Consider the following 22,792-nt stretch of genomic DNA (forward strand, 5'->3'; position numbering starts at 1 on the left):
AAACAGGATTCTTATGGAAAGAAACATACCACGTGCCGCCATCCATGTAGGCACAGACAAAAAAACGTTCTCGTCCCAAGTGGGTAACGAGGCGGAACGCAGAGGTTGGGACGAGAAGCGTTACCAACTAAAAAACGCAGACATAGATAAGAACAACCATTATAACTATTCACGCAAGAGACTCAACTTTGAGATAGTCAAGGGTGGAAAGATAGTGTCTCTTGGTTCCCAGTCTGTGCCGTTGCATGAACGCTTGCAGCACAGACTTGATGAACTTGGTTTCAAGCCATATATGGATGCCAAGCGTCCCGACCAAGTTTCAAGGAACAGTCCGAACTGCACTGTCGGCATCATCTTCAGTGGTGACCATGATGTGCTTAACAGGCTTGCCTTTGGTGAACAGAAGCTCAACACGTCAGATCCAAATGCTGACCACAGCAATGTGACATTACAAAAAGGCATCTATGACTGGGCATTGGACACCTACCGCTTTGCATGTGAGAAATGGGGAGAAGAGAATGTCATCGGCTTTGATGTGCATTGTGACGAGACAAGCATCCATGCCCATGTGCAGACCGTGCCTGTTGAACAAGTAAGGAAACGTGGGCGCATCGGAAGCAAGTACATTCACAAGGATAATCCAGAAAAGGTTCTCTCTACAAAGGAATGGAGAGCACTTCCAAAAGAAGAACGTGACAACTACACAAAATCGGAAGCGGCAAAGGATGTTGTTGAAAGGGTCTCTTATGCCAAAGTGTGGGGAGAGCGAGCAAAGGACAAATCACAATACCTTTCCCAACTGCATACTGACTATTACAACAATGTCGGTCATAAGTATGGCTTGGCAAGAGGCTTCTCCTATGATGAACTTTCAGAGGAAGAGAAACGAGGACGCAAGCATAAGAACAAGGTAGTACTTGAAGCGGAACGTCAGGCGAAAGTCGCTCTTGACAAGGTGGAGAAATATGCAGTGCTTGCCACAATCGACAAGAAGGAGCTGACCATTCCTTTTCTCAACATCAAGGCTCCTGTTCAAGAAGTGATGAATGCCGTAAATAAAGAACTTGCCATCCCAATTCCTACGCTTATAGGACAAAAGGCGTGGCGTGAGGAGCGTGTAAACAACATCAACGCAGCTATCAAAGCCTTTGTAGTAGCCATCAATGCAGAACGTGACAAGCAGAATGAAGATGTACGCAAGTCTGTCAACAAGACGTACACTTACTATATGCAGAACCTCAATAAGCAGATAGAGGAGAACAAGTCGCTTCGTGCCGAGAATGATGCGCTAAAGGCAGAAAACAACAAAGTCAAACAACACATCTCTCAACTTGATGAGAAGGCTGTGGAGCGAGTGACTACTCAACTTGTCTATGCAAAGGAAGAACTCACCAGTGCCAAAAGTTATAATACTACACTTATGGAAATGTACAATGATTTGAAGGCTCGTTGGAATGCCATTTGGCAAGAGCCAGAAATGACTGACGCATGGAGACGAGTGGAAGCACGTAAGGAGAAAAATGCAAAAGAAAAGGCACGACAAGAAGCTGAAGCCAAACGTGAAAGTTTAGCTCGGCAAAATAGATACATAGGAGTGCTTGATAAGTTTATCAGAGAGGGGCATAAAGCATTATCTTCCTTTGCCAAGACAGACAGAGTCAACTTCAATGATAAAGAATCGGCTTCGATATACTATGGCATCATGGCATCTGCAGTAAAGCATAATATTGGATTGGACTCTAAAGCCTGTATAGAATCGGCAGCAAAAAGGTTCTTATCTGGTATGTCGTGGGATGGTTTTACAGACTTCAAGCAAGAATGTGTCACCAGTTGGACAAAACTATTCACCACGAATGAAGTCCAATTCACAGACAACGCCTTTGACACCTTTCTCGCTTTTGTTGACCACATGTCATGCAGCGCTGACACATATGTTTCGCTTGGTGGCTCCAATGGCTGTGCTGACCAACTTACAAATTGGGACGGAACACAAAAAGTGGGATTGGGTGCGGTTCTAAGAAAAAAGTCAAGAGGCTTCTCACTATAAGTTAAAATAATGAGTATAAGAACTTGCTTTGTTTGAAATTAGGCAAAGCAAGTTCTTATGATTGTTAATCAAGGAGACATAAACGCATTTATCTCCTCTGAACAACATAAGATTATGTTTAAGTGCTTGATAATCAATAAATGATTGATGTAGAGCAAGTATGATGTTCCCCAAAACATATTTTAATGGTGAGTTTGAATGTGCTAAAAGAGGGTATGTTTAAGGATATTAAAAAGGCTTCAAAAGTGGAATCGGACGATAAGGACTTGTTAACACGAAATTAAGATTTGATTAACATATTTATGAACGAATGACGGTGAACGCATTTTAATAGTGGACAACTTAAAAATGCAAGATATTACGGATGTTGTTCGTATTCTCCGCATCTTTTCACATCCATATTTTCTTCCCTATTTTTGAATTTCCAAATTTAGGGAAATAAAAGAGTGAATAAGTTGCGTATCTGATACTATCAAGTCGTGAGAGTGTTAAAAATGAGGTCTGATTTGATGAAAAACTGAATTTTGTATCGCTGTTTGGAAACAAAGCATTATCTTTGTACCATAATTCAAAACAAAATGGGCATCAACAAGCTAAAAGTGGTGTTGACTGAAGAAGCACAAGCATTTTTGGATGCGCAGCCATTCAAAGCTCAGCAGAAGATATACTACAACATCTTCAAGGTTGAGGAAGGAGTGATGAAAGTTGACATCTTCAAGAAACTGGAGAATACCGAGATATGGGAGTTTCGAACTCTCTACAATGGTATATGCTACAGGCTTTTCTCCTTTTGGGATACTGAGGAAGAGACTTTGGTTATTGCCACACATGGCATTGTCAAGAAAACTCAGAAGACACCACTAAAGGAAATTGCCAAAGCAGAAGACATAAGAAAAGAGTACTTTAATAATAAAAAAAAATAGCATTATGGCACAGATGAAATTGATACCTGCAGACAATATGAAAGATAAACTTTGGGGTAAAAGAGGTACACCAGAGCGTGAAGCAATGGAAACTAAACTCAAAGAAGATGTGAACGCCTATATTGTAGGCGAAGCCATACGCAAGGCTCGATTGGCACAAAACCTCACGCAAGAACAACTTGGTGAACGTATCGGTGTGCAGCGTGCTCAAATTTCAAAGTTGGAGAAAGGTGCAAGTGTTATCACATTGCCAACAATGAGTCGTGTATTCCAAGCTTTGGGTATCGCAACAGCCACTCTTGATTTGGGTATTGCAGGCAAGATTGCGTTGTGGTAAGATAATTAACAAATAAGCCCTGAAATATTATATCATCATACCCTCTAAGAAAGATGAAATACAACAATATAGATTATCAAAGATGTGTACTTATCTGCATGGTCGTGATGATACACATCGTGAATTTCAGTACACTATACCCTGACGTGAAAAACTTTATAAACTTCTTTTTCATGCAAGCATTTTTGTTGATTACTGGCTATTTGGTAAACATCAGAAAAACGTATAAGGAATTTGCGTCTTACACCATGAAGATTCTCATACCTTATATAATAATGGTTACCAGTTATGCTTTTGTATCAACATTACTACCAGTAAGAGATGGGTTAAACGAATTTACAATACCTATAATTCTTAATACGATATTTGTTACTTCTATTGGTCCGTATTGGTTCTTGCACACAATGGCTATATGCGGGGTAATATATTATTTGACATTCAATTGGGTTGGCAAATGGAGCATAATGAGCAAATTGTGCTTATTTGCCACATTTCTTATGTTAGTCTCACAATACACTCCAGTTCTTAATTCTACGAATGCAGCTTTTTATTTCACTGGTGTCTGTTTGCGTCTATCTGAAAAACGTCTTGATGAAATTATAAAACCATCGTTGTGGAGTATTCTGCCTTTCATAGCAATAGCAAGTTTCCCAAACTATAAAAATTGGAACTTTTTAGCGGTTACAATATTAGCATTGTCATTCCTTTCTTTCGTTCCAAAACTCATACAGAGTATCAATAACAAGAAGGTCTTGGGAATTATAGGATATATCGGAAGAAACACACTTCCTATATACCTATTTCATCCAATATTCACAATGGGAGGCAAGTTAGCATTGCCACTATTCCATTTTGATAATTCGGGGGGGGTACATACGGTCTTCACTATTGTCGTTAGCATAATCGGAAGTATTGCTATTGCTGCAATCCTTGACAGATGTCACCTGTCTTATATTTTTGCGAGAGAAAGGTTCTTACGCTAATCATATCAATGATAACATAAAACAGGTAGAATTTGAGAATGGACAATGATACAAGGTATATTTGCAATCATGTGCAATCTTGGTGGGATTGTATAAGAGTGATGTTATTGCATTGATACCCAATACTTGTTGCTTGTTGGTCACTTGAAATGTTCCCAAAATGAGAATGCAAGTATAACATTGCCTAAAAACAACATATACGTTTACATTCTTTAACTAAACTTTATGCAGTCATCAAGCCGTTTGTGTATCTATATCAAGATAGATAGTACGAAACAATTCGCTCATGGCTTCAAATATAACAACATTAGTAGAAAAAGCGAAACAAGGTGACGCTGACGCTTTCAGCACATTATACCAAATGTATTATCCTAAGATGAAAGGGATATGCATCAATATTCTTAGAGAGGACAAGGCTGTCGTTGACGACCTTGTCCAAGATGCTTTTATACTTGCGTTTGTTTCATTGAAAGACTTGAAGAAGACTCATAGGTTTAGTCAATGGCTTACAAGTATCACCACTAACCTCGTATTGAAATATCAGGAGAAAGGTAAGAGATACGATTTCATTTCCTTGTCTGATGTAGAGGAAGAATTTAGTACCGTATTGGAAGATGGCAACACTTCCAAGCAATCAATTTCGTATGAGGAAATTATGTCAGCAATAGACAGTTTGCCTGAAGGGTATAAGAAAATATTCAATATGTCTGTTTTGGATGACCTGTCCCATCAAGAAATCAGCGAATTACTTGATATTACTCCACATAGTTCTTCCTCGCAATTGTCAAGGGCAAAGGCAATGTTGCGAAACATATTGTCTCCAAGAGCTATGCTTATCATCGTGTTGGCGTTGATAGTCATCCCTGTATATAGATATTTTACAGCAAAGAAAAAATTAGTTTCAGAAAATGATGTGAATATAGTTCGAACTCGAAAGCCTAATGAAGGCATTACGCCTATACAAAAGAAGCCTAATGTTTCTGTTTGTAGAGCGCAAAACGCTATTTTGTGCTCTAATTATCGAAGTGTTCAACATGGAAAGAACACAGTAGTCACTAATGGTGATTCTATTAAGACAGGTCAAAATGTCATAGTCGAAATAACAGATTCTTTACAGGAAAGCCAACAATTTTTGGTATATAACGAGCAAGATAGTATCATCACAAAAGATTCTGTTTATGTCCCTATTCCAAAAGAGAAAAATTGGATTGCAGATGATTTAGGAACACACAAGAAAAGTAAATGGCAGTTGCTCGCCGCAGGTTCTTTGGGTACTACTCTTGCGCAAAATGTTTATAAGATTATAACAAGTAGCGGTGATGATATTACGAGTGAACAACCTTCAAAAAATAGTTTTACTACATGGGAAGAGTATTCTGAATATCTACAATAATAACTCCAACCGACCCAACGGCGGAAAATATAGCAATGATGGATATTGCCGATAACAACAAGGGCAAAATTGAAGAGGCAGAACATCATGACAAACCTATAATATTAGGATTGGCTGTGAACAAGAGCATAGGAAAGCATTGGAGTTTAGAAACAGGAATCGAATACTCTTACTTGAAGTCATATTTTACTTTGGGTACTGGCAATTACCGTGTTGACAAGAAACAAAAGTTGCATTACATCGGTATCCCTGTCAAGTTCTCGTACCAATTCATGAGGTACAAGAGACTGTCTGCTTACGGTTCTGCAGGAGCAAGCATTCAGATACCATTGTCTGGAAAGACATATGCAGACTATGTAGTAGGAGGAAAGTCTGGCTATACAACGGATTGGAAGACAACACCTTCTATACAGTGGACTGTAAACACTAACATCGGAATACAATATCAATTTGCACCAAAGCTGACATTGTTTGTTGAGCCAACGCTGAATTGGTACATTCCGAATGGCAGCGAAGTCAAGAATACTTGGACAGAACGTCCATTTACATTGACTGTGCCTTTCGGTATTAGGCTCTCTTGGTAAGAAAGTATCAATTTGCATGCAGTCTTTATGAATGATCTGTATCTATATATACAGAAAAGTCAAAAAAATAAGATACATGCAAAAAAGACATACAGACAGAAAGATGTATTTCCGTGACTTGGAGATAACATCTAAAGAGTTTTACATCGGCTACTTGTCAGATTTTACGGAACTGACACCAAAGAGTAGAATCTTGGAGGTTGGCTGCGGTGAAGGAGGAAACTTAGTTCCCTTTGCACAATTAGGCTGCAATGTAACTGGTATAGATATTGCCGAATGCAGAATTAAGGATGCCAAAGCGTACTTTTCAGGGATCAGCAATCATGCTACATTTGCATGCTGTGATTTCATGCAATATCCTGTTCCGTCTAATGAAGGGGATAAATATGATGTGATACTATTACACGACGTGATAGAACACGTTCCGACAAAAGAGCCATTTCTTGCACACATAAGAAAGTTTATGAAACCAACTGGTGTGTTGTTTGTCGGATTCCCAGCATGGCAAATGCCTTTTGGAGGACATCAACAGATTTGCAGAAGCAAACTTTGCTCACATCTTCCATTCATTCACTTGCTGCCAAACCCTTTATACAAGTTGTTGCTAAAAACATGCAATGAAGAGAAAGGAACTATGAATGAACTTATGAGCATAAAAGAATGCCGAACAAGTATAGAGTTGTTTGAAAGACTCATACATCAATGTGGCTTCTCGGTAATAGATCAAAAACTTTGGTTCATCAACCCACATTACAAACAGAAGTTCCACCTTACCCCACGGCTCTTGCCACATTGGATCTGGAAGCTGAAGTATATCAGAAATTTCTTCACCACTTCATGTTGGTATATATTGAACATAAGCCATAAATAGAACTTACGTTCTTTAGGCAACCATTAAATCTATGAAACAATAAATAAGATATACTTAACCATTTCGGAAAAGCAGACTCCAAAAATCAGTATTGGAATCTGCTTTTCTACTTGTATAAAAATGTAGGAAAACATTATGATAGGCTACATTTCTATTGGTTCTTATAGAACAAAAGGGGATGATTGGGAATCACATCCTTTAAGGGAAGTCGTTTCAACCCTACCCCTCTAAAATATCATTGGATAACTTGTTTATCACATTTTGAGTTCGGTTGAAACGTTCCCATCCAAACACTATTTGGTAGTTTTTAATGTAAGCGAAAGTTAAAGACGTTAAATGTAACACATTTCGTATCTATATAGAATCCATACAGTCACTTTTCTACCGTTTAGAGTGTATAATACTGATAATCAACTTGTAATAGATACATTATTAACTTTGTGGAAGTTTTTGAACGAATAACAATAAAACGAATACGATAATGATAGAAAACAAGACAACATCAGATTGTACCATATACGCTTTTGTTGGTACAGCAATTCTCGCCATCTCTCTTGTCGTGGCGATGTATGTAGGCAATGACTTTCACCAAAGTCTGTTTGTCAAGTCAATCATCTTTGTTGGAAGCAACATCCTGCTTTGGGCAATATTCATTTCCATGGTGAATTGTCCCTACGAACTGATGACCATTGGTAGCAACGGCAAGACAAAGAAAAACGTTGTAGAAGCAGAGTCAGCAACAGAACAAGAACAGCCAATGCAAAACTTACCACAAACACTGTATGTAAAATACAGCCATGAAGACTATGCCAAGTGTGTAGAGGCACAAGATAAAGAAGCACAGGAGGAAAAGGATAAGCGAACAAGAACCGTACTTGACTATGTGCATCGTACAATGTCACGTTTCCTTTATGAGGAAGATTTGTACAAGGTAATTGAGGCTGTCAAGGAATGGAGCAACGACACCAACTATACCCCGACAGCAATAAACCGTTTCAAGGAGACGGTTGAGAATATCCCTTTAAGGCACTTCGTGTGGAATATCGCAGAGCGTTTGGGTAAACGTGATTACACAATGGCAATGCGAATATCCTTTATCAAGGCTTTGTTCCCAAAGCCGTTTGAAGGCTTGGACTACAGCACATTGAAGAACCTGAAAGCCCCATGTTCCAATGATATCATTCCGATTGATGAGCCAGTTAATGGTAGACATGATTTTCATGATGTGACGGAGGAAACTCCCGAATAATCCCCATTGTTAGAGTTATTCTTTCGTGAATGACAAATGACTGTCACGAATGGGAGTAACGAAAGCATCATTCTGTTCCTTTGTCCCAGTTTTTTCAAAATTACTAATACATGACAAAGGAATTGACTTTCAACGACCTTCCAATGGTCGTTGCCCAGCTTCGGGACGAAGTGGTGGGCATGAAGCAGATGATCATCAGTCTGCAAACACAGAACAAGCCACACAAGGCTAATACGCACATACCTATGAGTGTGGAGGAGGCATCGGCATATCTAAAAATGCCGATGGCAACTCTCTACATGAAACTTGGCAACGGCAGCATTCCTGCCACCAAGCCAGGCAAGCGTTACTGCCTTTATCAAGATGAACTTGACAAGTGGCTGGAGACTAACCGCAAGAATCCTGTACCTCTTACAGCAGAGGAAGAGAACGCAGCCATACTTGCAGGAAACAAGCGCAAGCCGAAACCCTTAAACTGGTAATGTCATGGATGCGCTTGAAATTTGTAACAAGCTACGCTCGGAGGCTTCGGGCGTAGCCACTTCTGGCATTCCGCTTGACGTATTCCCCCAGAAGATGCAGCAGATGATTCTTGATTTGGCAAGGACGGAAAACTATTCCATTGAGTTCACTGTCACTTCCCTAATATCCGCTATGGCAGCAGCCGTCGGCAACTCCTGCTATATCCGGATTAAAGGCAATTGGATTACTTCACCTATTCTATATGTCATTCTTGTTGGCAGACCAGGAGTCGGCAAGACTCCACCTTTGAACTTTGCCTACAAGCCGTTGCACGACATTGATACTGAGGAGCACCATAAGTTCAAGGCTCTAAAGAATGAGTATGCAGCCATTGTGGAGAGAAACAAGGGCAAAAAACGGACGGAATGGGAATCGTTACCTCCTGTACCAGTCCTGCATAAGAATATCATGAATGACTTCACGCCAGAGATTCTGATGCGCAATCACGATGCCAACCTCAGAGGTGTGGCAGTTGTGGTGGATGAGATAATGGGGCTGTTCAACACCATCAACCGATACAACAACAGTGCTTTTGTACAACAGATGCTGTCGGCTCACAATGGCTTGCCTGTAGATGTATCTCGTTGTAATCTTGATTGTCCTTTACGCATTGACTATCCTTGCATACAGATTGTAGGAACTATCCAGACTGGTATTGTGCATGAACTTTATGATATGGGATTCAAGAAGAATGGTTTTCTTGACCGTTTTCTGATTACATGCCCATGCTTGAAAGAACTCTAAGAGACTGCGGATACTCCTCAAAGGCTTTTCGCATCACATCAATCAGCCCCCTGAAATCCCGCTACGGCGAGCCCGGCGGCCTCACTGCGGTGACGTCGGTCGTCTCACTGCGGTGACGTTGGTTGCCTCACTGCGGTGACGTCGGTCGTCTCACTACGGTGACGTCGGCTGCCTCACTATAGTGACGTTGGTCGCCTCACTATAGTGACATCGGCTGCCTCACTATGGCGGGACCGCCGGCTTCTCTACGGAAGATGCGCCGGCCCCTCCGCAGGGACGTTGCACGCCTCTCCATAGAGAGGGAGTGCACGCCTTTGCGGAGGCGGTTGGCGCATCTCCTTTTACACCTTATTATATATATTGCGCCCGGATAAAAATAATGCCGGGCATTCATGAGAACAAAATCTTAAAAACAGCAGCCCGTTCAGGGACGGGTAGTGATGCGCTTGCCGCTCAGATGGAGGTCGGTGGCTCCCTGTATCTCGGTGGAAGTCTCGCCCAGCCATCCGCACTCTTGCCGCATGGCGCAATAAACGCGCACGAAGTCGATGCCCGGCAGATGCACCTTCTTGCCGTCCTTGTCCACCGCCCAGTCGATGTCCACAGCATTGTCGGCCATGCCGTTGGGCAGGTTGTCCACATATCCATAGTCGAAGCAATACTGCACCCAATACTTTCCCTCGCCGCTCTCTTCCACGGCATTATCGGGCAGGCGTGTGCCACGGAAAGTCAGCTTGTCCTCTTTCACCCAGCCGGGATAGTAGGACTGGTTGTGCCACGTGTTCTTTTCCAAATAGCCGCTATTGCCCTGATTGTCTTCCCAACGGATGTACTTCTTGATGGTGATAAACGTCTTTTCAGGGTCGTAGTCAGCGTCTTTTTCTTCCGTTTCGGGACGGTAATAAGTGATTTCGTAGTTGCGGATGGCCTTGGGGTTATTGTATTCGCTGCCCGCAATCTCGTACCACTCGTCATCGGGTTTGCCGTTCTTGTTCTTGTCATAGGCCACCTCGATGATGCCGGGTTCGCAACTGCCACCTTTCTTCGGTGCGTTTGGGTTAGGGTTGGCGGCGGCGAAGAAGGCGTTGCCATCCACACGGAAATCGCGCAACCCGGCCACATTCAAGATGGTATGGTCGAATCCGAAGACGATGTAACCGCCGAATCCGCCCAAGCTGATAAGCTCGCCCTTCGCCTTTCCCACCAAGCTGCGCTCCGTCCATTTCATGTAGTCGGTCCATCTCGCCCATTCCTCGCCATCGGGCCGATACAACGGCAGTTGATTGGTGAACTGACCCGGAGCGGGGAGAATGTCGAAAATCTTTGCGATGTAAGGCGACGGCTCTTTTTCAGGAGCCTCCACACTTACGGTGTACAGTTCCTTATACTCCCGTCCGTCTTTCATCGCATTCAAAGACAGCTTATAGTCTCCTGCGGTGATGGGGATGAAGCACACCGTGCTTTCCGTCGTATCCTGCAAGATATAGTTGGCCGCCTCGGGCGCGCTCTCCACTCTCCACACGCGTTTGCCGTCCACCGCTTCTTTTGTCGTGAATTCACTCTTTGCATAGAATTTCGCCGACTCCGACTTCTCTATGACAATCGGGCTCATATCCTCGTCCGGGCTGCACGAAGAAAAGACGGACAAACCTAATGCCGCAACAAGCGGCATTAGGAACTTAGTCTGTTTATAACCTCTATTCAACATATCAAAGCATCTCAATATCGTTCAAGCAGAAATACGCTGCGGTATTCATGCCATACTGCCCCGAATCGGACGAACGCATCTGGAAGAGCAGGTATCTGACATTACTGAAACCTAATTCTTCGGAAAAAGCCCAAGAATTAGTTCCCCAAAATCCATTAGAATCAAATCCAGCAAGCTCAATTACCTCAGGACTTCCAATAACACCTGACGCATAGACAGGGAAAACCAACAAGCGGAGATAGTCGGAAGGACTGTTGAATGGCGTGGCGAATCCGTCACCTTCCTTGCAACCGTAGTAAGCCCACGGACTGTTAGTGATTTTTATACGTTGTACGGTATAATTGGTATTGCCGTCCCCTAACTTAATCCAGTTCGAGAAGCCGGTTTCAGTGAAAGCGGTAGGATAAGGAATGTTTTCAGGGTCGATAGGGAAACTCTGAATATCCTTGCCGTAATACCCCCAATAGCCCAACATGAAGTTGGTATTGCTGTTATTCCTGTCCATACATCCCCATTGGTGGGCAATCCAATTAACGGAACCCGAATGGATGGTATCCGTCGTATAAGTACCGAAGTTAGAACTGTCGTACACATTGGAAACGGTGAACCCGTCCCAATATCCATAACCGGAATTAGTACCCGTGTGCGAGAAAGTGAAATGAGGAGTCTCGTGGAACTTCGTATTGGTATAAGTCTGATTCCAATAGTAGCCCGTCTGCCCGGGAGGCTGAATGCCGTTACCGGAATTCAGCACAAACTGATTCAGTTCCGAACTAAGGCTGATAGAGTTGGTCACTGTATAAGTAACCCTGCTCTGCACGCCACGCTTAGAGGTTTCCAACACCACATCGTACATTCCTGACTTCTCTTCCCGGAAAGTGTATTCGGAATCCGTAGAAACCAACTTTCCGTTCCGGAACCACGCATACGAATCGGCACCCTTGACAGGGGCTTCCATTACCACAGGCCTGTTTATCAAGGCCTTTACTTCTTTTGTACTTTGGTTAACGATTGTTGAATCGTTTTCCCACTCTGTGTTTTGGCAACCTGCAAAGGCTAATACCATTACACTCAATGCAAACAATTTTGTTCTCATAAAATTAAAGATTTAAACGATTAATAATAGGCCATTTAAAATGACCGGAATATACCTAATGAGAAGCTGTTGAGGAAAGATGACAATCGTATACGTCATATACCAACACCCCATTCGCTCTCAAATTTCCTACAAATCGACCGCCAGAAACGACCTTTACGAAATCGATACCAAGTAGGTGCACGCCGTTACCCTTTTCATCAACCGCATTTTCAATATTGAACATGTTATCTCTTCCCGGCAACTTACAGAGATATCCCCAGTGGTCTTCATTGGCACCTACTGCCTTATAGTAGAGGGTAAATGGCGGTTTTCTCCACCCCGATCCCTCCATATAATTGCCTTGATCGTCATATCCGGGAAATGGATTTCTGCCCCTTATAGTACCGCTTTTCCCGAAACCGTCTTCAATATTGTACCTCAATATCTTACGTTCTTTATTAAAATCATGAGGGGCAAAATATTTGGTATATGCATTCGGAGTATCATACTTTGTGCCATAACGTTCGCCTTTCAGTTCATACCACTCGTCCTCATCGGGCAGGCCATTTTTATTCTTATCGTAGGCCACGTACACCACGCCTGCCATACCGGGATCTACCTCCGCACCTATTTTGAAATCGTCTTCACCCGGCACATTGACAATCGTGTGGTCGAACCCCAGTACGGCAGAACCGCCCATACAGCCTATCGGAAGGCCATTGCGAGATTCATACTCCAAGGCAATATCCTTAAACTTTCCACCCTCTTTCAGCATATCGTTCAGTTCCTTCATCACCGTAGTTTTGTTCCTATTCTTAATCACATAGGTATTGATAGAGTTATATGGTGCCGGGTCGTATTCTATAACGGATGTCTGTATATTCTTATATCCACCGTCCGTCACATTAATGGCGAAATTGGCGGTGTAAACCTTCTCTTCGGCATCGGTCACGGTGAGCACGAAGTCTTTCTTTCCCACTTCTGCTGTGATAAAGGTAAAGACGTCATCCGTGCTGTAGATAGAGTCTCCACAGCTCCATTTGTACTTGGCGGCCGTGCCGTTGGCAATCGTCGGCTTAATATCCAGTACCTTGCAGTTGGGCGTTTCATACTGTGCCTGCAAACCGATAGTCAGAGGCTCCGGATCATCCTTGCTACACGCTGTGAATGCGAAAGCAATAATGCACATTGCACAGCCTAAATTCATTAACTTCTTCATACGTGCTAAAATGTTTAAATGAGTAATATAAATTGTGATTAATAATGAAGTCTCTTCTTTGTAAAGGCGAAGTGTGCGGGTATGTCGCCCGTGCGGACACTCCATTTCTTACGCCCGTCGGGAGTAAAGCAATAAAGGTCTCCCGGAGATACGTAATTGCCGGCATCGGTGATATAGAACTCGTGCGTATCGGGGTTGACAGCTATGCCGTAGGGCATCTTGATTCTCCGTTCCGTATTGTCCGTGATAAAGCGGCGGGTGACGATATCCCGGCTTCGGGTATCGATAATGGCATAGCTGAAAGTCCACGAATTGGTGACGTAGCTCCATTCCGTTCCGTAGATATAGAGGGAGTCGCCCGACAGGGTCATTTCGGTGTTCGCCACGTCGAGAGCATCGCAAACGGTATCGGTACGCGGGTCGATGACGTAGGTCTTGGAATGTACACCATAGTAGTCGCCTCGCGATGAAACCCAGATATAGCCCTGCCGGTCTACCTCTAACCGATGAAGGTTGATGGCCACATCGATGGTGTTGACGACGCGGAAAGTCTGCAAGTCGATGACAGACACGGTTCGGTCGTAGTTGGGGAAGCGGTAACCGCCCGAGTTGGCCACGTAGAGCCGGCCGTCGTAAACCACCAGTTCATCGGGTTGATACCCCACGTTGCAAGTATCTACAACAGCCAGGCGGTCGATGTCTATCTTGGCCACGTATCCCAAGCGGGCATTGGGGTCTAACTGCACGGGGCCGGCGTAAGAACTGACATAAGCATAACGGCCGGAAAAGGTGATGTAGCGGCAGTTGGGAATGGAGATTTGAGTGATGTGCCGCGCATCGGTCTGGTTCATCACCTCCACGAAGTGAGAGCAGTTGATGACCGCCCATATCTTGCCGTCGTAAATCTGTATGTCGTTGCCCACGTCGCCCAACTCTTGCACCACACCCGGATTGGCTTGCGCATAAATATTGCGGATGTACTTGCCCGTCAAGGCGTCGTAGTAGTCGAGGGTGCACTTGTTCGATCCCATGTTCCCCTCGTTGAGCAGGAAGAACCCTTTAATGTCGGTGCTTAGATCCTCCGGCGAGGGCTCCACCTGCTCCTCCTGATGAGGGATGATGTTCTCGTCGTCGCTGCGGCAGGCCGATATGGCCACACAGAGCGACAGAAATGCCATCAAATACTCCACTAACCTTTTCATATCATTACATTTAATTTTACTTTGAAGTTAGTACCCGGCATGGGATAGCACTGCACCACTTCGTATTGCTGATTGAAGATATTATTGACTTCGGCCGTAACTCGTAACACCCACCTGCGGAAAGGGAAACTGCACGACAGCGACAGGTCGCTGGTATACCACGGCTTGGTGTAATTCTCCGGAATGTTGGCGCTCGCCTCGTAGCGCTCGCCGGTGTAGATGAAGCTGTAATTGGCCGTCCATTGGCGGTAGGCGGCGGTGATGATGGCCGAAAAGGCATGCCACGGGATGTAGGGCAATTGTCCGCCGTAGAAGCGGCTTTTCTTGTCCGTATGGTCCATAGCCTTGTTGTAAGTGTATGTGACGTGAGAAGACACATCGGCCTTTCCCAAGCGCCAGTCTGCCTTTACCGAGGCATCAAGTCCCCAAATATGGCACAAGCCGAAGTTCATCATTGTCCAGCGGAACTGGTTGCTGGTGGGCATAGCCACGATTTTATCCTCCACTTCGTTGTAGTAGCCGTCGGCTTGCAACTCTATCCTTTTGAGGATGCGGCCGGGCCGGGACTTGCCGTATGTAAGCCCGACGTCGTACTGCGTGGTGTATTCGGGCTTCAAATCCTTGTTGCCGATGAAGGTATAATAGAGGTCGTTGAACGTGGGCATGCGGAATATGCGTTTGTAGAAAGCGCGAAGTGCAAGTTGGTCGGTCGAGGTGACGAATGGCTTGTAGCTGAATGCCACGGTGGGAGTCAGCTTGCTTTTATCGCCGGCCGCCCCGCCGCTCTTGCGGGTATGGTCGGCGGCATAAGTATGGAGCAGCGAGAATTGTGCGGAGAGCCTGTCCCAATGCAGACTTGCAGACAGGGCGGATAGAAACGTCCACCGTGTAGGATAGACAAAGTTCACGAGGTCTGCATTGAGATGGTTGTACTGTATGTCGTTGGAGAGGGAGACCGACCACCATTCGCATACATCATAGAGGTGCGAGGCCGAGAAGTAGGCTTCGGTCTGGCGATAATGGTTGTCGGTGTACATCGTGGTCACATCCAGCCGCGGGTCGCTGAGATAGTGCAGGTAATCGTAAGCCGCTTTGACATTTGCAAGCAGTGTATAACGGTCGGTGAATTGGCGGCGCAGCGAACCTTGTCCGAACACCGAGGTGTCCCATTGACGGTCTTGATGGCGGAACTTGCCGGGTTCTTCACGCACGGCGGCACCGGGGAAGCCGCGTTCGCTGTTGTAGAAATAAACCTTGGCACGCCACTCGCCGCGGGGAATCCGGCCGAACAAAGCTGTCTCCATACGAAAAGCACGCACATCGCCGTTATGGCGTACCTCGGTGGTATCGTATCCGTTCTTTTTGGCATAGCGGAAACGGTAGCGTCCCGAAGTAGTCATATACTCGGTGCTGAGCTGGGAGCTGAGGTTGTCGGAAAGCTTATGTTCCCACAGGACAGAAGGGTTATAGGTGTCAAACGACCCGGCTTTGAGTGCAATATTGAGGTTATCTTTCTTGTCTTTCCCGGCAAATTCGGGCTTGCGTGTCTGCAGATAGACGGCCGATGCCGATGCGAAATCTCTGGCGGGTTGCAGAATGGTGGACTTTTGCCCGTTGTAGAGTTGCAGAGCCTCCATATTATCGAGTGAAAAGCGACCTAAATCTATCTGACCGTTCTGTGCATTGCCCAGTTGTACGCCATCATAGAAAACTCCCGTATGGTTGGTGCCTAAAGAACGCACGTTGACGGTTTTCAGTCCGCCGATGCCGCCATAGTCCTTGATTTGTACACCTGCGAAGTAACGCATGGCGTCGGCCACGCTGTGAACGCTCAGTCGTTGAAGTTCCTTGCCAGAAAGTTGTTGTACGGGAATTATGGTGTGGCGAGACTGCTGTGCCGTGATGACAACCTCCGACAAATGCTGAACACTGTCGAGGCGGCTCGGCTTTTCCGAATCTCCGACATGCTGCGCCATCATACACTTGGCAAATGCGCACAACACAAATACCGGCAGCAAGCGTCTGCTGAATATGAGTTTCCTTCTTGACATTTTCAATCTTAGCCCATCCCGAGGGTGCTTTGAATGACAATGCAAAAGGCAGGTCTTCTGACTTGTCGCCCGATGGCAAACGTCTTCCCAAGAATCTCAGTGACGTCATGTTTGCCCGAAAATGCGACTTACAGCTGCAGGACAGTTCGGGATTTTCACCCGATTCCCTTTTAATCATCCGGTTGCGGGGTCGATAGTTTAGAATAAACCCGGATAAACGGATGAACCAAATGCGGTGTAAAGGTATGATTTTTTAGGATAAAATAGCAAACTTTTCAGAAGAAAGTAGAAATTAGCGACGCTTGGCGGCAAAAAACTCTTTCATCAATGCGGCAGACTCTTCTGCAAGTATCCCCTTTACCACTATTGTTTTAGGATGCAATGCCTGTGGAGCATAGCGCCGATATCCCCGCTTCTCATCTTCGGCGCCAAACACCAGACGCCCCATCTGTGCCCAAGCGATGGCACCGGCGCACATCACACAAGGTTCCACTGTGACATAAAGCGTACATTCATTCAGGTATTTCCCACCAAGCGTTGCAGCCGCAGCAGTGATGGCCTGCATCTCGGCATGGGCCGTGACGTCGGTCAAAGTTTCCGTCAGGTTATGCGCACGGGCTATGATACGTTCTTTGCACACCACCACCGCACCTACGGGAACTTCGCCCCGTTCACCGGCCTTTTGCGCTTCGAGAAGCGCTTGCTTCATATAATGCGTATCGTCCACGAGAGTATCTGATTTATTCCATCGGTTTGTCATTATTTATCGCTCCGTATCAACTTCGTACCATCTTCTTATCATGTTCTTATCATGTTCTTGTCATGTTCTTGTTATGTTCTTATCGTCTTCGTATCATGTTCGTATCATCTTTTTACCATCTTCGTATGTCCTTCGTCTCTATAGACAAGGAACAAACAAGGAATAAATACGGAACATATACGGAATAAATGCGGTTCTGACAAGGTTCTGATACGGGAAAAAGCGGCTTCGTCATCTCCTCATATCATGTTCGCCGAATAAGGTCGGATAGTCCTCTTCCATATTTTTATGGATAAACATAAGGATGGTCTCGCGCAACCAGCGCGACTTGTTCGTTATCTTATACCTTTCAAGATAACGGTCCACGATGCGCTGTTCTTCTTCGCTCATCAGGCACACCATGCGCTGTTCGCGTTTCGGTTCTTCGGGTGTTGCTTTTGCACACGTTTTATCTCTCTTTCTCATATCTTCTGCAAAATTACTTTTACTTCCGTAAAAACAAAACGAACCTGCATGTTTTTTACACCCAAAGCCTTAAGGGCACGGCCTAAGCCTCTTTTCATGGCAATTTTCCGACTTTTTTCGGTACGTTGCACACCTGCTCCCACACTCTTTGTCCATAGGTTGCGGATGCTTATCCGCAGCGTGCGTTTACCCGTTCGCACACTGCGTTTTTATATCCGTGCACCGCAAACAGAGATGCATACACGAATCGTACAACTTTTCTCCGTGCATCGAACAGCTTTGGAGTATATACCGAACAGCTTTTCGCTATACATCCACCTTCGCTCATCCGCACTTCGCATCCACACCGCACATTCTGTCACACTTCCTAAAACAGAAAACCAGTTCAGCAAAACAACGGAGAATCTAAACGAAAGAGAAACAACGCATGCGAAACGGCAATGAATACGGGAGACTATTCGTGGGAGATGCCTTCAGTACGGACTAAAACGAGCGGCAGCTCGGCACTTTTCGGGCACTTCAGCCGAGATTTTCGCTGTACGCAACAGTTTTTTCCTTTGTTTATTTTTGCAAGAAGAAGAAAAAACGTATTTTTGGGAATCTTTAAAATAACTTAGAAGAATGAAACAGATACATTATTTCATTTTCTGTTTGCTCGCAGTAGCTGCAATCAGCCTTAGCTCATGTGAAAAAGACAAGGACAAAGTTGTTCAACCGGCCATAACCAACCAGAGCTGGCAAGAGGGAGTGCCCGTGGAAATCACTCCCAACGAAACGCTGACCGTGACTTTTAATGCTGCCGCCAAATGGAGAGCAGGCACCAACTCCATCTGGTGTGAAATTCTTAACAAATCGGGGAACGCAGGAAAAAGCACCCTGCAGCTTTTAACAAAATCCGGCACCACAACCGATCGGACTTCCGAGATACTCATCACCGTGGAGGGATATGACAAGGCTGTCAGCTTCCAAGTGACACAAAAAGCCGGCGAAGTTCCTCAGGAAGAAACAGAAGACATGAAGGTCAACACAAAGGTGGCCGAGTATCTAAGAAAAAACTATCTGTGGAATGATGAGTACAAGACAATGCCCCTTGACTATACAAAGAATTATGAGGACTTTTTCTATGGGACTCTGGAGGCCATGAAAACCAACACCCTAGATAAGAAGCCATATACCGGAAACGATGGGAACACCTACTATAGCCTCTTCTCTTATATCCAAAAGAAAAATCCCATCACCAAGACCCGTGCCAAGCTGGTGGAAAAAGAACTCAGCTATAGCTTCGGCATCACAGGCATCACTCCTTTTCTCATAGGCAATGACTCTGTTTGCTTCGCCATACAGGGCGTATATCCCGACTCACCCGCTACGGCCGCAGGCCTAAAGCGAGGAACTATAATCGGCAAGATAAACAATGAAAGGCTAAGCGAAAGCAATTGGGGAAAAAAATATTACGCACTGCGGTCACCAGATGCAATCTCATCCCTCACCCTGACGGAAATAGAGGTTGTAAACAAAAAGTGGGAAGAGGCCAAGAATATCAGTCTGACTTCGGACGCAATATACCTGAACCCCGTAATCACAAGCAAAGTGACAGAGATAGACGGGCACAAGATAGGCTATTTAGTCTATTCGGAGTTCGAAGCGGCTTTCGACCAAGAGCTGTTCGACGTTTTCAAGAAGTTCAAGACCCACAACGTCACCGATCTGATTCTGGACTTACGCTACAACGGTGGCGGACACACCATCTCCGCCAACCTGATAGCAAGCTGTATTGCAGCCGAAACTTCCGAAGGAAAAGTCTTCTCAAGTTTGCGCTTCAATAAAGAAAGAATGGAAAAGCGCGGCAACAAGCGCAAGGATGAGCCGTTCACATACCCCGACCTCTATCCCAATCTGGATGAAAAGCTGACGGAGGGTGGCCTCGGTCTGAAAAAAGTATACTGCCTCGTGGGAGAAGGCACAGCTTCATCGAGTGAACTGGTAATCAACAGCCTGAAAGGAATCGATTTGGAAGTTATATTGATAGGCAAAACCACCACAGGCAAAAATGTAGGTATGGAAGTGGAGAACTTTGCTGTTGAAGGAAACATCTATGAAGTAGTCCCCATCACATTCCAAAGCTACAACGCCAAAGGATTCGGAGACTACGAAAAAGGCTTCAAGCCGGACTGGGATATGAACGAGACGGTTCAAATCAAAATATATCCGGATTACGGCACAGACGATGAACCTCTGTATGCCAAGGCCATTGAGTTGATCACCGGAAAGAGTCCGATGAAGAGCACCAGCACACGCAGCACAGGCAAGGCTTTGAAAGTTCAGGAAATCAAAGCCCCCGCCATATACCGCCCGGGCTATAACGCCATGCTGAAGAAATACGAGGAAGACTAATGGCCAAGCACAATCTGCTTGGTGCAGCCGGCGAAGATGCCGTAGCCGAATATCTGAAGAAACACGGTTACGGCATCCTCCACCGCAACTGGAGGAAGAACCATCTGGAGCTGGACATTGTAGCTACCAAAGACGATGAACTGATCGTCGTAGAAGTGAAGACCCGTAGAAATACGGACTATATTGAGCCACAGGATGCCGTGAATTGGCAGAAGATACGCCGCATCGTTGTAGCCGCTGATGCCTATATCAAGCACTTTGGCATAGATGCTGCCGTTCGATTCGACATCATTACCGCCGTAGGCCAACCCGGAGCATTCCGAATAGAGCACATTAAGGATGCTTTCTATCCGCCGATGTTCGGATAGAAAGAGAATGAGAAACGAAGAATCATTAATGTATATAGCATGGATATAGAAAGTGTTCGCGAATATTGCCTGAGAAAAAAAGCGGTCACCGAATGCATGCCGTTCGATGAATACGCGCTCGTCATGAAAGTCATGGACAAGATGTTCGCACTCATCGACTTGGAGAGTGCCAACAAAGTCTGCCTGAAATGCGACCCCGAATACGCCCTCGAACTACGCGAACACCATTCTGCCATCGAAGCAGCTTATCACTTCAACAAGAAGTACTGGAACCAAATCTTTTTGGACGGAGACGTTGATGATAAGCTGGTGAAGCACCTGATAGATCACTCTTACGAAGAAGTATTGAAGAAGTTCACCAAAAAAATGCGTACCGAATATGAGACCATGCCCTGACACATTCCCGTTCCCGTTGGTTGCTTTGGACGAAACAGACTCCACCAACCAGCACCTCAGCCGGCTCTGCAACGAGCGGCAGGAAGCAATTGCGGAATTCACGACCGTTGTTGCCGAGTTTCAAACCGCCGGAAAAGGTCAGCGTGGCAATACATGGGAAGCCGAAGAAGGCAAGAATTTACTTTTCAGCTTCGTATTGTATCCCACATTTTTGGAAGCCCGCCGACAGTTCATCCTCTCGCAAATCGTTTCTCTCGCCATCAAGGAAGAACTCAGCAGATGGTCGGACGAGATCACCATCAAATGGCCGAACGACATCTATTGGAAAGACAAGAAAATCTGTGGCATATTGATAGAGAACGACCTTGCAGGGCATAACATCGCACGTACTATCTCCGGCATCGGAATCAATATCAATCAGGAACTCTTCCATAGCGATGCCCCCAACCCGGTATCATTGAAACAAATCACCGGCAAGGAGCACGACCGGCATACCATTCTGGCTCACATCCTTCAGCGAATAGAAACCTACTACAACAGCTTGCGGACGGAGGAGCCCAATATCTATTCGGCCGAGATTGCCACCCGCTATGCCCGCTCCCTATACCGCCGTCGAGGACTTCATCCTTATGAAGATGCCAACGGTAAATTCCTTGCCCGCCTGCTCCGCGTAGAGCAAGACGGACGCCTTATTCTGGAAGATGAAAGCGGACGAGAACGGCAGTACCTGTTCAAAGAGGTACAATATGTGATATAGGAAGCGTCCTGTGTTGTGCAGTCATAATAAAGGACAGGGAAGAATCTTATTTGATTTCCGCCTCTATCTTCTTTATCCTTTCCAGCGTATTGCCGGCTTCCATGGAAGGGAACAGCTGAAGTACCCTTTGCAGGTAGTTTTTGGCTTTGGTATAATTATTAATGAACAGATCGGACAGGCCGTTACGGTAGCGGGCATACTGCATTCGTGTAGGAGAAGAGAGCTTTTTGTAGTCATCATCCAGCTTCTTTCGATCCTTCTCGGCTTGCAGATAATAGTAGTTGCCTAAATAGATATTGGCTTGCAGATTATCGCCGTCCAAGGTCAGCACCTTCTCGTAGAGCTTCGAGGCTTCTTTTTCCCTGCCTCTCATCAACTCCATCTCGGCACAAGCCACCAGCGCAGACACGTCTTCGGGATGGCGCTGCAAGAACTCCCTATAAAAAAGGAAAGCCTTGTCGTAGTTCCGCTCTTCTTTGTAATGCACCGCCAATTCATTGGCCAAACGTGAAACGACCGCACTGTTCTTGTCAACGTTGGTCCAATAGAACATCTCCGTCTGGTCGGTACCGGCATCTGCCGCTTGGCGGAACAGGCTCACCGCATACTCATCTTTACCGGCAGAAAGAGCCTCGGAGACTTTCTGCAACAACGTATTGACCGACTGTGCCGGGAGTGACAGCGGAAGAAGAAAAAAGAAAGAGAACAGTAAGGTCAGGGTTTTCATTTCCAAATAGTTTA

Annotated in this window: 23 protein-coding genes and 1 riboswitch; of the genes, 14 read left to right on the forward strand and 9 right to left on the reverse strand. The window is 45.2% G+C overall.

Going from position 1 to position 22,792, the window contains the following annotated elements:
* Positions 1 to 13: 13 nt before the first annotated feature.
* From mobV to EV202_RS06800, 10 genes are all read left to right on the forward strand, one after another.
* Positions 14 to 2,047 (forward strand): MobV family relaxase, encoded by a 2,034-nt coding sequence (mobV, locus tag EV202_RS06755; RefSeq protein ID WP_131926279.1) that lies wholly within the window; start codon positions 14 to 16, stop codon positions 2,045 to 2,047.
* A 578-nt stretch (positions 2,048 to 2,625) separates the two neighbouring features.
* Entirely contained in the window at positions 2,626 to 2,970 is a 345-nt protein-coding gene (locus EV202_RS06760; protein WP_131926281.1) for a type II toxin-antitoxin system RelE/ParE family toxin, read from the forward strand.
* Positions 2,971 to 2,974: 4 nt separating this feature from the next.
* Positions 2,975 to 3,307 carry a helix-turn-helix domain-containing protein gene (locus EV202_RS06765; RefSeq protein WP_131926283.1) on the forward strand — a complete coding sequence of 111 codons (333 nt, stop codon included), beginning with the start codon at positions 2,975 to 2,977 and terminating at the stop codon, positions 3,305 to 3,307.
* A 53-nt stretch (positions 3,308 to 3,360) separates the two neighbouring features.
* Positions 3,361 to 4,290 carry an acyltransferase family protein gene (locus EV202_RS06770; protein WP_131926285.1) on the forward strand — a complete coding sequence of 310 codons (930 nt, stop codon included), beginning with the start codon at positions 3,361 to 3,363 and terminating at the stop codon, positions 4,288 to 4,290.
* A 286-nt stretch (positions 4,291 to 4,576) separates the two neighbouring features.
* Entirely contained in the window at positions 4,577 to 5,683 is a 1,107-nt protein-coding gene (locus EV202_RS06775; protein ID WP_131926287.1) for an RNA polymerase sigma factor, read from the forward strand.
* Positions 5,684 to 5,718: 35 nt separating this feature from the next.
* The gene (locus tag EV202_RS06780; protein ID WP_131926289.1) at positions 5,719 to 6,267 is read left to right on the forward strand and encodes an outer membrane beta-barrel protein; all 549 of its coding nucleotides are present in this window, start codon (positions 5,719 to 5,721) and stop codon (positions 6,265 to 6,267) included.
* Between the two features lie 76 nt (positions 6,268 to 6,343).
* On the forward strand, positions 6,344 to 7,138 hold the full coding sequence (locus tag EV202_RS06785) for a class I SAM-dependent methyltransferase (RefSeq protein WP_131926291.1): 795 nt from the start codon (positions 6,344 to 6,346) through the stop codon (positions 7,136 to 7,138).
* A gap of 481 nt (positions 7,139 to 7,619) precedes the next feature.
* The gene (locus EV202_RS06790) at positions 7,620 to 8,387 is read left to right on the forward strand and encodes a hypothetical protein (RefSeq protein ID WP_131926293.1); all 768 of its coding nucleotides are present in this window, start codon (positions 7,620 to 7,622) and stop codon (positions 8,385 to 8,387) included.
* 110 nt (positions 8,388 to 8,497) lie between these two features.
* Positions 8,498 to 8,869, forward strand: a complete 372-nt coding sequence (locus EV202_RS06795; RefSeq protein WP_131926295.1) for a helix-turn-helix domain-containing protein — start codon at positions 8,498 to 8,500, stop codon at positions 8,867 to 8,869.
* 4 nt (positions 8,870 to 8,873) lie between these two features.
* Complete coding sequence (locus tag EV202_RS06800) at positions 8,874 to 9,653, forward strand: DUF3987 domain-containing protein (RefSeq protein WP_234878254.1); 780 nt, start codon at positions 8,874 to 8,876, stop codon at positions 9,651 to 9,653.
* Between the two features lie 424 nt (positions 9,654 to 10,077).
* On the opposite strand, the gene EV202_RS06805 is transcribed toward EV202_RS06800, so the two are convergent.
* From EV202_RS06805 to EV202_RS06840, 8 genes are all read right to left on the reverse strand, one after another.
* Positions 10,078 to 11,361, reverse strand: a complete 1,284-nt coding sequence (locus EV202_RS06805) for a cell surface protein (protein WP_131926297.1) — start codon at positions 11,359 to 11,361, stop codon at positions 10,078 to 10,080.
* A gap of 1 nt (position 11,362) precedes the next feature.
* Positions 11,363 to 12,457, reverse strand: coding sequence for a DUF4465 domain-containing protein (locus EV202_RS06810; protein ID WP_131926299.1), 1,095 nt, complete (start codon positions 12,455 to 12,457; stop codon positions 11,363 to 11,365).
* 55 nt (positions 12,458 to 12,512) lie between these two features.
* Entirely contained in the window at positions 12,513 to 13,658 is a 1,146-nt protein-coding gene (locus EV202_RS06815; protein ID WP_131926301.1) for a PKD-like domain-containing protein, read from the reverse strand.
* Positions 13,659 to 13,696: 38 nt separating this feature from the next.
* Entirely contained in the window at positions 13,697 to 14,860 is a 1,164-nt protein-coding gene (locus tag EV202_RS06820) for a YncE family protein (protein WP_131926303.1), read from the reverse strand.
* A complete protein-coding gene (locus EV202_RS06825; protein ID WP_131926343.1) occupies positions 14,857 to 16,836 on the reverse strand; it encodes a TonB-dependent receptor plug domain-containing protein in 1,980 nt (659 codons plus the stop codon). The genes EV202_RS06820 and EV202_RS06825 overlap by 4 nt, the downstream gene beginning before the upstream one ends.
* Before the next feature lie 105 nt (positions 16,837 to 16,941).
* Positions 16,942 to 17,152, reverse strand: a riboswitch (cobalamin riboswitch).
* Between the two features lie 51 nt (positions 17,153 to 17,203).
* Positions 17,204 to 17,671, reverse strand: coding sequence for a nucleoside deaminase (locus EV202_RS06830; RefSeq protein ID WP_106069209.1), 468 nt, complete (start codon positions 17,669 to 17,671; stop codon positions 17,204 to 17,206).
* A gap of 231 nt (positions 17,672 to 17,902) precedes the next feature.
* Complete coding sequence (locus EV202_RS06835; protein WP_106069210.1) at positions 17,903 to 18,136, reverse strand: hypothetical protein; 234 nt, start codon at positions 18,134 to 18,136, stop codon at positions 17,903 to 17,905.
* Positions 18,133 to 18,336: a hypothetical protein gene (locus EV202_RS06840; RefSeq protein WP_106069211.1), complete on the reverse strand. Its 204-nt coding sequence runs from the start codon at positions 18,334 to 18,336 to the stop codon at positions 18,133 to 18,135. The genes EV202_RS06835 and EV202_RS06840 overlap by 4 nt, the downstream gene beginning before the upstream one ends.
* A 421-nt stretch (positions 18,337 to 18,757) precedes the next feature.
* Between EV202_RS06840 and EV202_RS06845 the strand changes: the two genes are divergently transcribed.
* Genes EV202_RS06845 through EV202_RS06860 form a run of 4 tightly spaced genes read left to right on the forward strand, consistent with a single transcriptional unit; the run spans position 18,758 to position 22,051 of the window.
* On the forward strand, positions 18,758 to 20,530 hold the full coding sequence (locus EV202_RS06845) for a S41 family peptidase (RefSeq protein WP_131926305.1): 1,773 nt from the start codon (positions 18,758 to 18,760) through the stop codon (positions 20,528 to 20,530).
* Positions 20,530 to 20,898 carry a YraN family protein gene (locus EV202_RS06850; RefSeq protein ID WP_106069213.1) on the forward strand — a complete coding sequence of 123 codons (369 nt, stop codon included), beginning with the start codon at positions 20,530 to 20,532 and terminating at the stop codon, positions 20,896 to 20,898. The genes EV202_RS06845 and EV202_RS06850 overlap by 1 nt, the downstream gene beginning before the upstream one ends.
* A gap of 39 nt (positions 20,899 to 20,937) precedes the next feature.
* Complete coding sequence (locus EV202_RS06855) at positions 20,938 to 21,294, forward strand: MmcQ/YjbR family DNA-binding protein (protein ID WP_106069214.1); 357 nt, start codon at positions 20,938 to 20,940, stop codon at positions 21,292 to 21,294.
* Complete coding sequence (locus EV202_RS06860) at positions 21,278 to 22,051, forward strand: biotin--[acetyl-CoA-carboxylase] ligase (protein ID WP_131926307.1); 774 nt, start codon at positions 21,278 to 21,280, stop codon at positions 22,049 to 22,051. Before EV202_RS06855 ends, EV202_RS06860 begins: the two co-directional genes overlap by 17 nt.
* Before the next feature lie 46 nt (positions 22,052 to 22,097).
* On the opposite strand, the gene EV202_RS06865 is transcribed toward EV202_RS06860, so the two are convergent.
* Positions 22,098 to 22,778, reverse strand: coding sequence for a tetratricopeptide repeat protein (locus EV202_RS06865; RefSeq protein WP_185741367.1), 681 nt, complete (start codon positions 22,776 to 22,778; stop codon positions 22,098 to 22,100).
* Positions 22,779 to 22,792 lie beyond the last annotated feature (14 nt).

This window comes from Prevotella heparinolytica, from assembly GCF_004342845.1.
Taxonomy (GTDB): domain Bacteria; phylum Bacteroidota; class Bacteroidia; order Bacteroidales; family Bacteroidaceae; genus Bacteroides; species Bacteroides heparinolyticus.

Coding starts and splice junctions, on each gene's coding strand:
- EV202_RS06845 (WP_131926305.1), top strand. CDS start 18,758: ATGAAACAGATACATTATTTCATTTTCTGTTTGCTCGCAGTAGCTGCA.
- EV202_RS06795 (WP_131926295.1), top strand. CDS start 8,498: ATGACAAAGGAATTGACTTTCAACGACCTTCCAATGGTCGTTGCCCAG.
- EV202_RS06825 (WP_131926343.1), bottom strand. CDS start 16,836: ATGGCGCAGCATGTCGGAGATTCGGAAAAGCCGAGCCGCCTCGACAGT.
- EV202_RS06800 (WP_234878254.1), top strand. CDS start 8,874: ATGGATGCGCTTGAAATTTGTAACAAGCTACGCTCGGAGGCTTCGGGC.
- mobV (WP_131926279.1), top strand. CDS start 14: ATGGAAAGAAACATACCACGTGCCGCCATCCATGTAGGCACAGACAAA.
- EV202_RS06760 (WP_131926281.1), top strand. CDS start 2,626: ATGGGCATCAACAAGCTAAAAGTGGTGTTGACTGAAGAAGCACAAGCA.
- EV202_RS06830 (WP_106069209.1), bottom strand. CDS start 17,671: ATGACAAACCGATGGAATAAATCAGATACTCTCGTGGACGATACGCAT.
- EV202_RS06850 (WP_106069213.1), top strand. CDS start 20,530: ATGGCCAAGCACAATCTGCTTGGTGCAGCCGGCGAAGATGCCGTAGCC.
- EV202_RS06765 (WP_131926283.1), top strand. CDS start 2,975: ATGGCACAGATGAAATTGATACCTGCAGACAATATGAAAGATAAACTT.
- EV202_RS06860 (WP_131926307.1), top strand. CDS start 21,278: ATGAGACCATGCCCTGACACATTCCCGTTCCCGTTGGTTGCTTTGGAC.
- EV202_RS06770 (WP_131926285.1), top strand. CDS start 3,361: ATGAAATACAACAATATAGATTATCAAAGATGTGTACTTATCTGCATG.
- EV202_RS06785 (WP_131926291.1), top strand. CDS start 6,344: ATGCAAAAAAGACATACAGACAGAAAGATGTATTTCCGTGACTTGGAG.
- EV202_RS06775 (WP_131926287.1), top strand. CDS start 4,577: ATGGCTTCAAATATAACAACATTAGTAGAAAAAGCGAAACAAGGTGAC.
- EV202_RS06790 (WP_131926293.1), top strand. CDS start 7,620: ATGATAGAAAACAAGACAACATCAGATTGTACCATATACGCTTTTGTT.
- EV202_RS06865 (WP_185741367.1), bottom strand. CDS start 22,778: ATGAAAACCCTGACCTTACTGTTCTCTTTCTTTTTTCTTCTTCCGCTG.
- EV202_RS06820 (WP_131926303.1), bottom strand. CDS start 14,860: ATGAAAAGGTTAGTGGAGTATTTGATGGCATTTCTGTCGCTCTGTGTG.
- EV202_RS06835 (WP_106069210.1), bottom strand. CDS start 18,136: ATGAGAAAGAGAGATAAAACGTGTGCAAAAGCAACACCCGAAGAACCG.
- EV202_RS06855 (WP_106069214.1), top strand. CDS start 20,938: ATGGATATAGAAAGTGTTCGCGAATATTGCCTGAGAAAAAAAGCGGTC.
- EV202_RS06805 (WP_131926297.1), bottom strand. CDS start 11,361: ATGTTGAATAGAGGTTATAAACAGACTAAGTTCCTAATGCCGCTTGTT.
- EV202_RS06810 (WP_131926299.1), bottom strand. CDS start 12,457: ATGAGAACAAAATTGTTTGCATTGAGTGTAATGGTATTAGCCTTTGCA.
- EV202_RS06815 (WP_131926301.1), bottom strand. CDS start 13,658: ATGAAGAAGTTAATGAATTTAGGCTGTGCAATGTGCATTATTGCTTTC.
- EV202_RS06780 (WP_131926289.1), top strand. CDS start 5,719: ATGATGGATATTGCCGATAACAACAAGGGCAAAATTGAAGAGGCAGAA.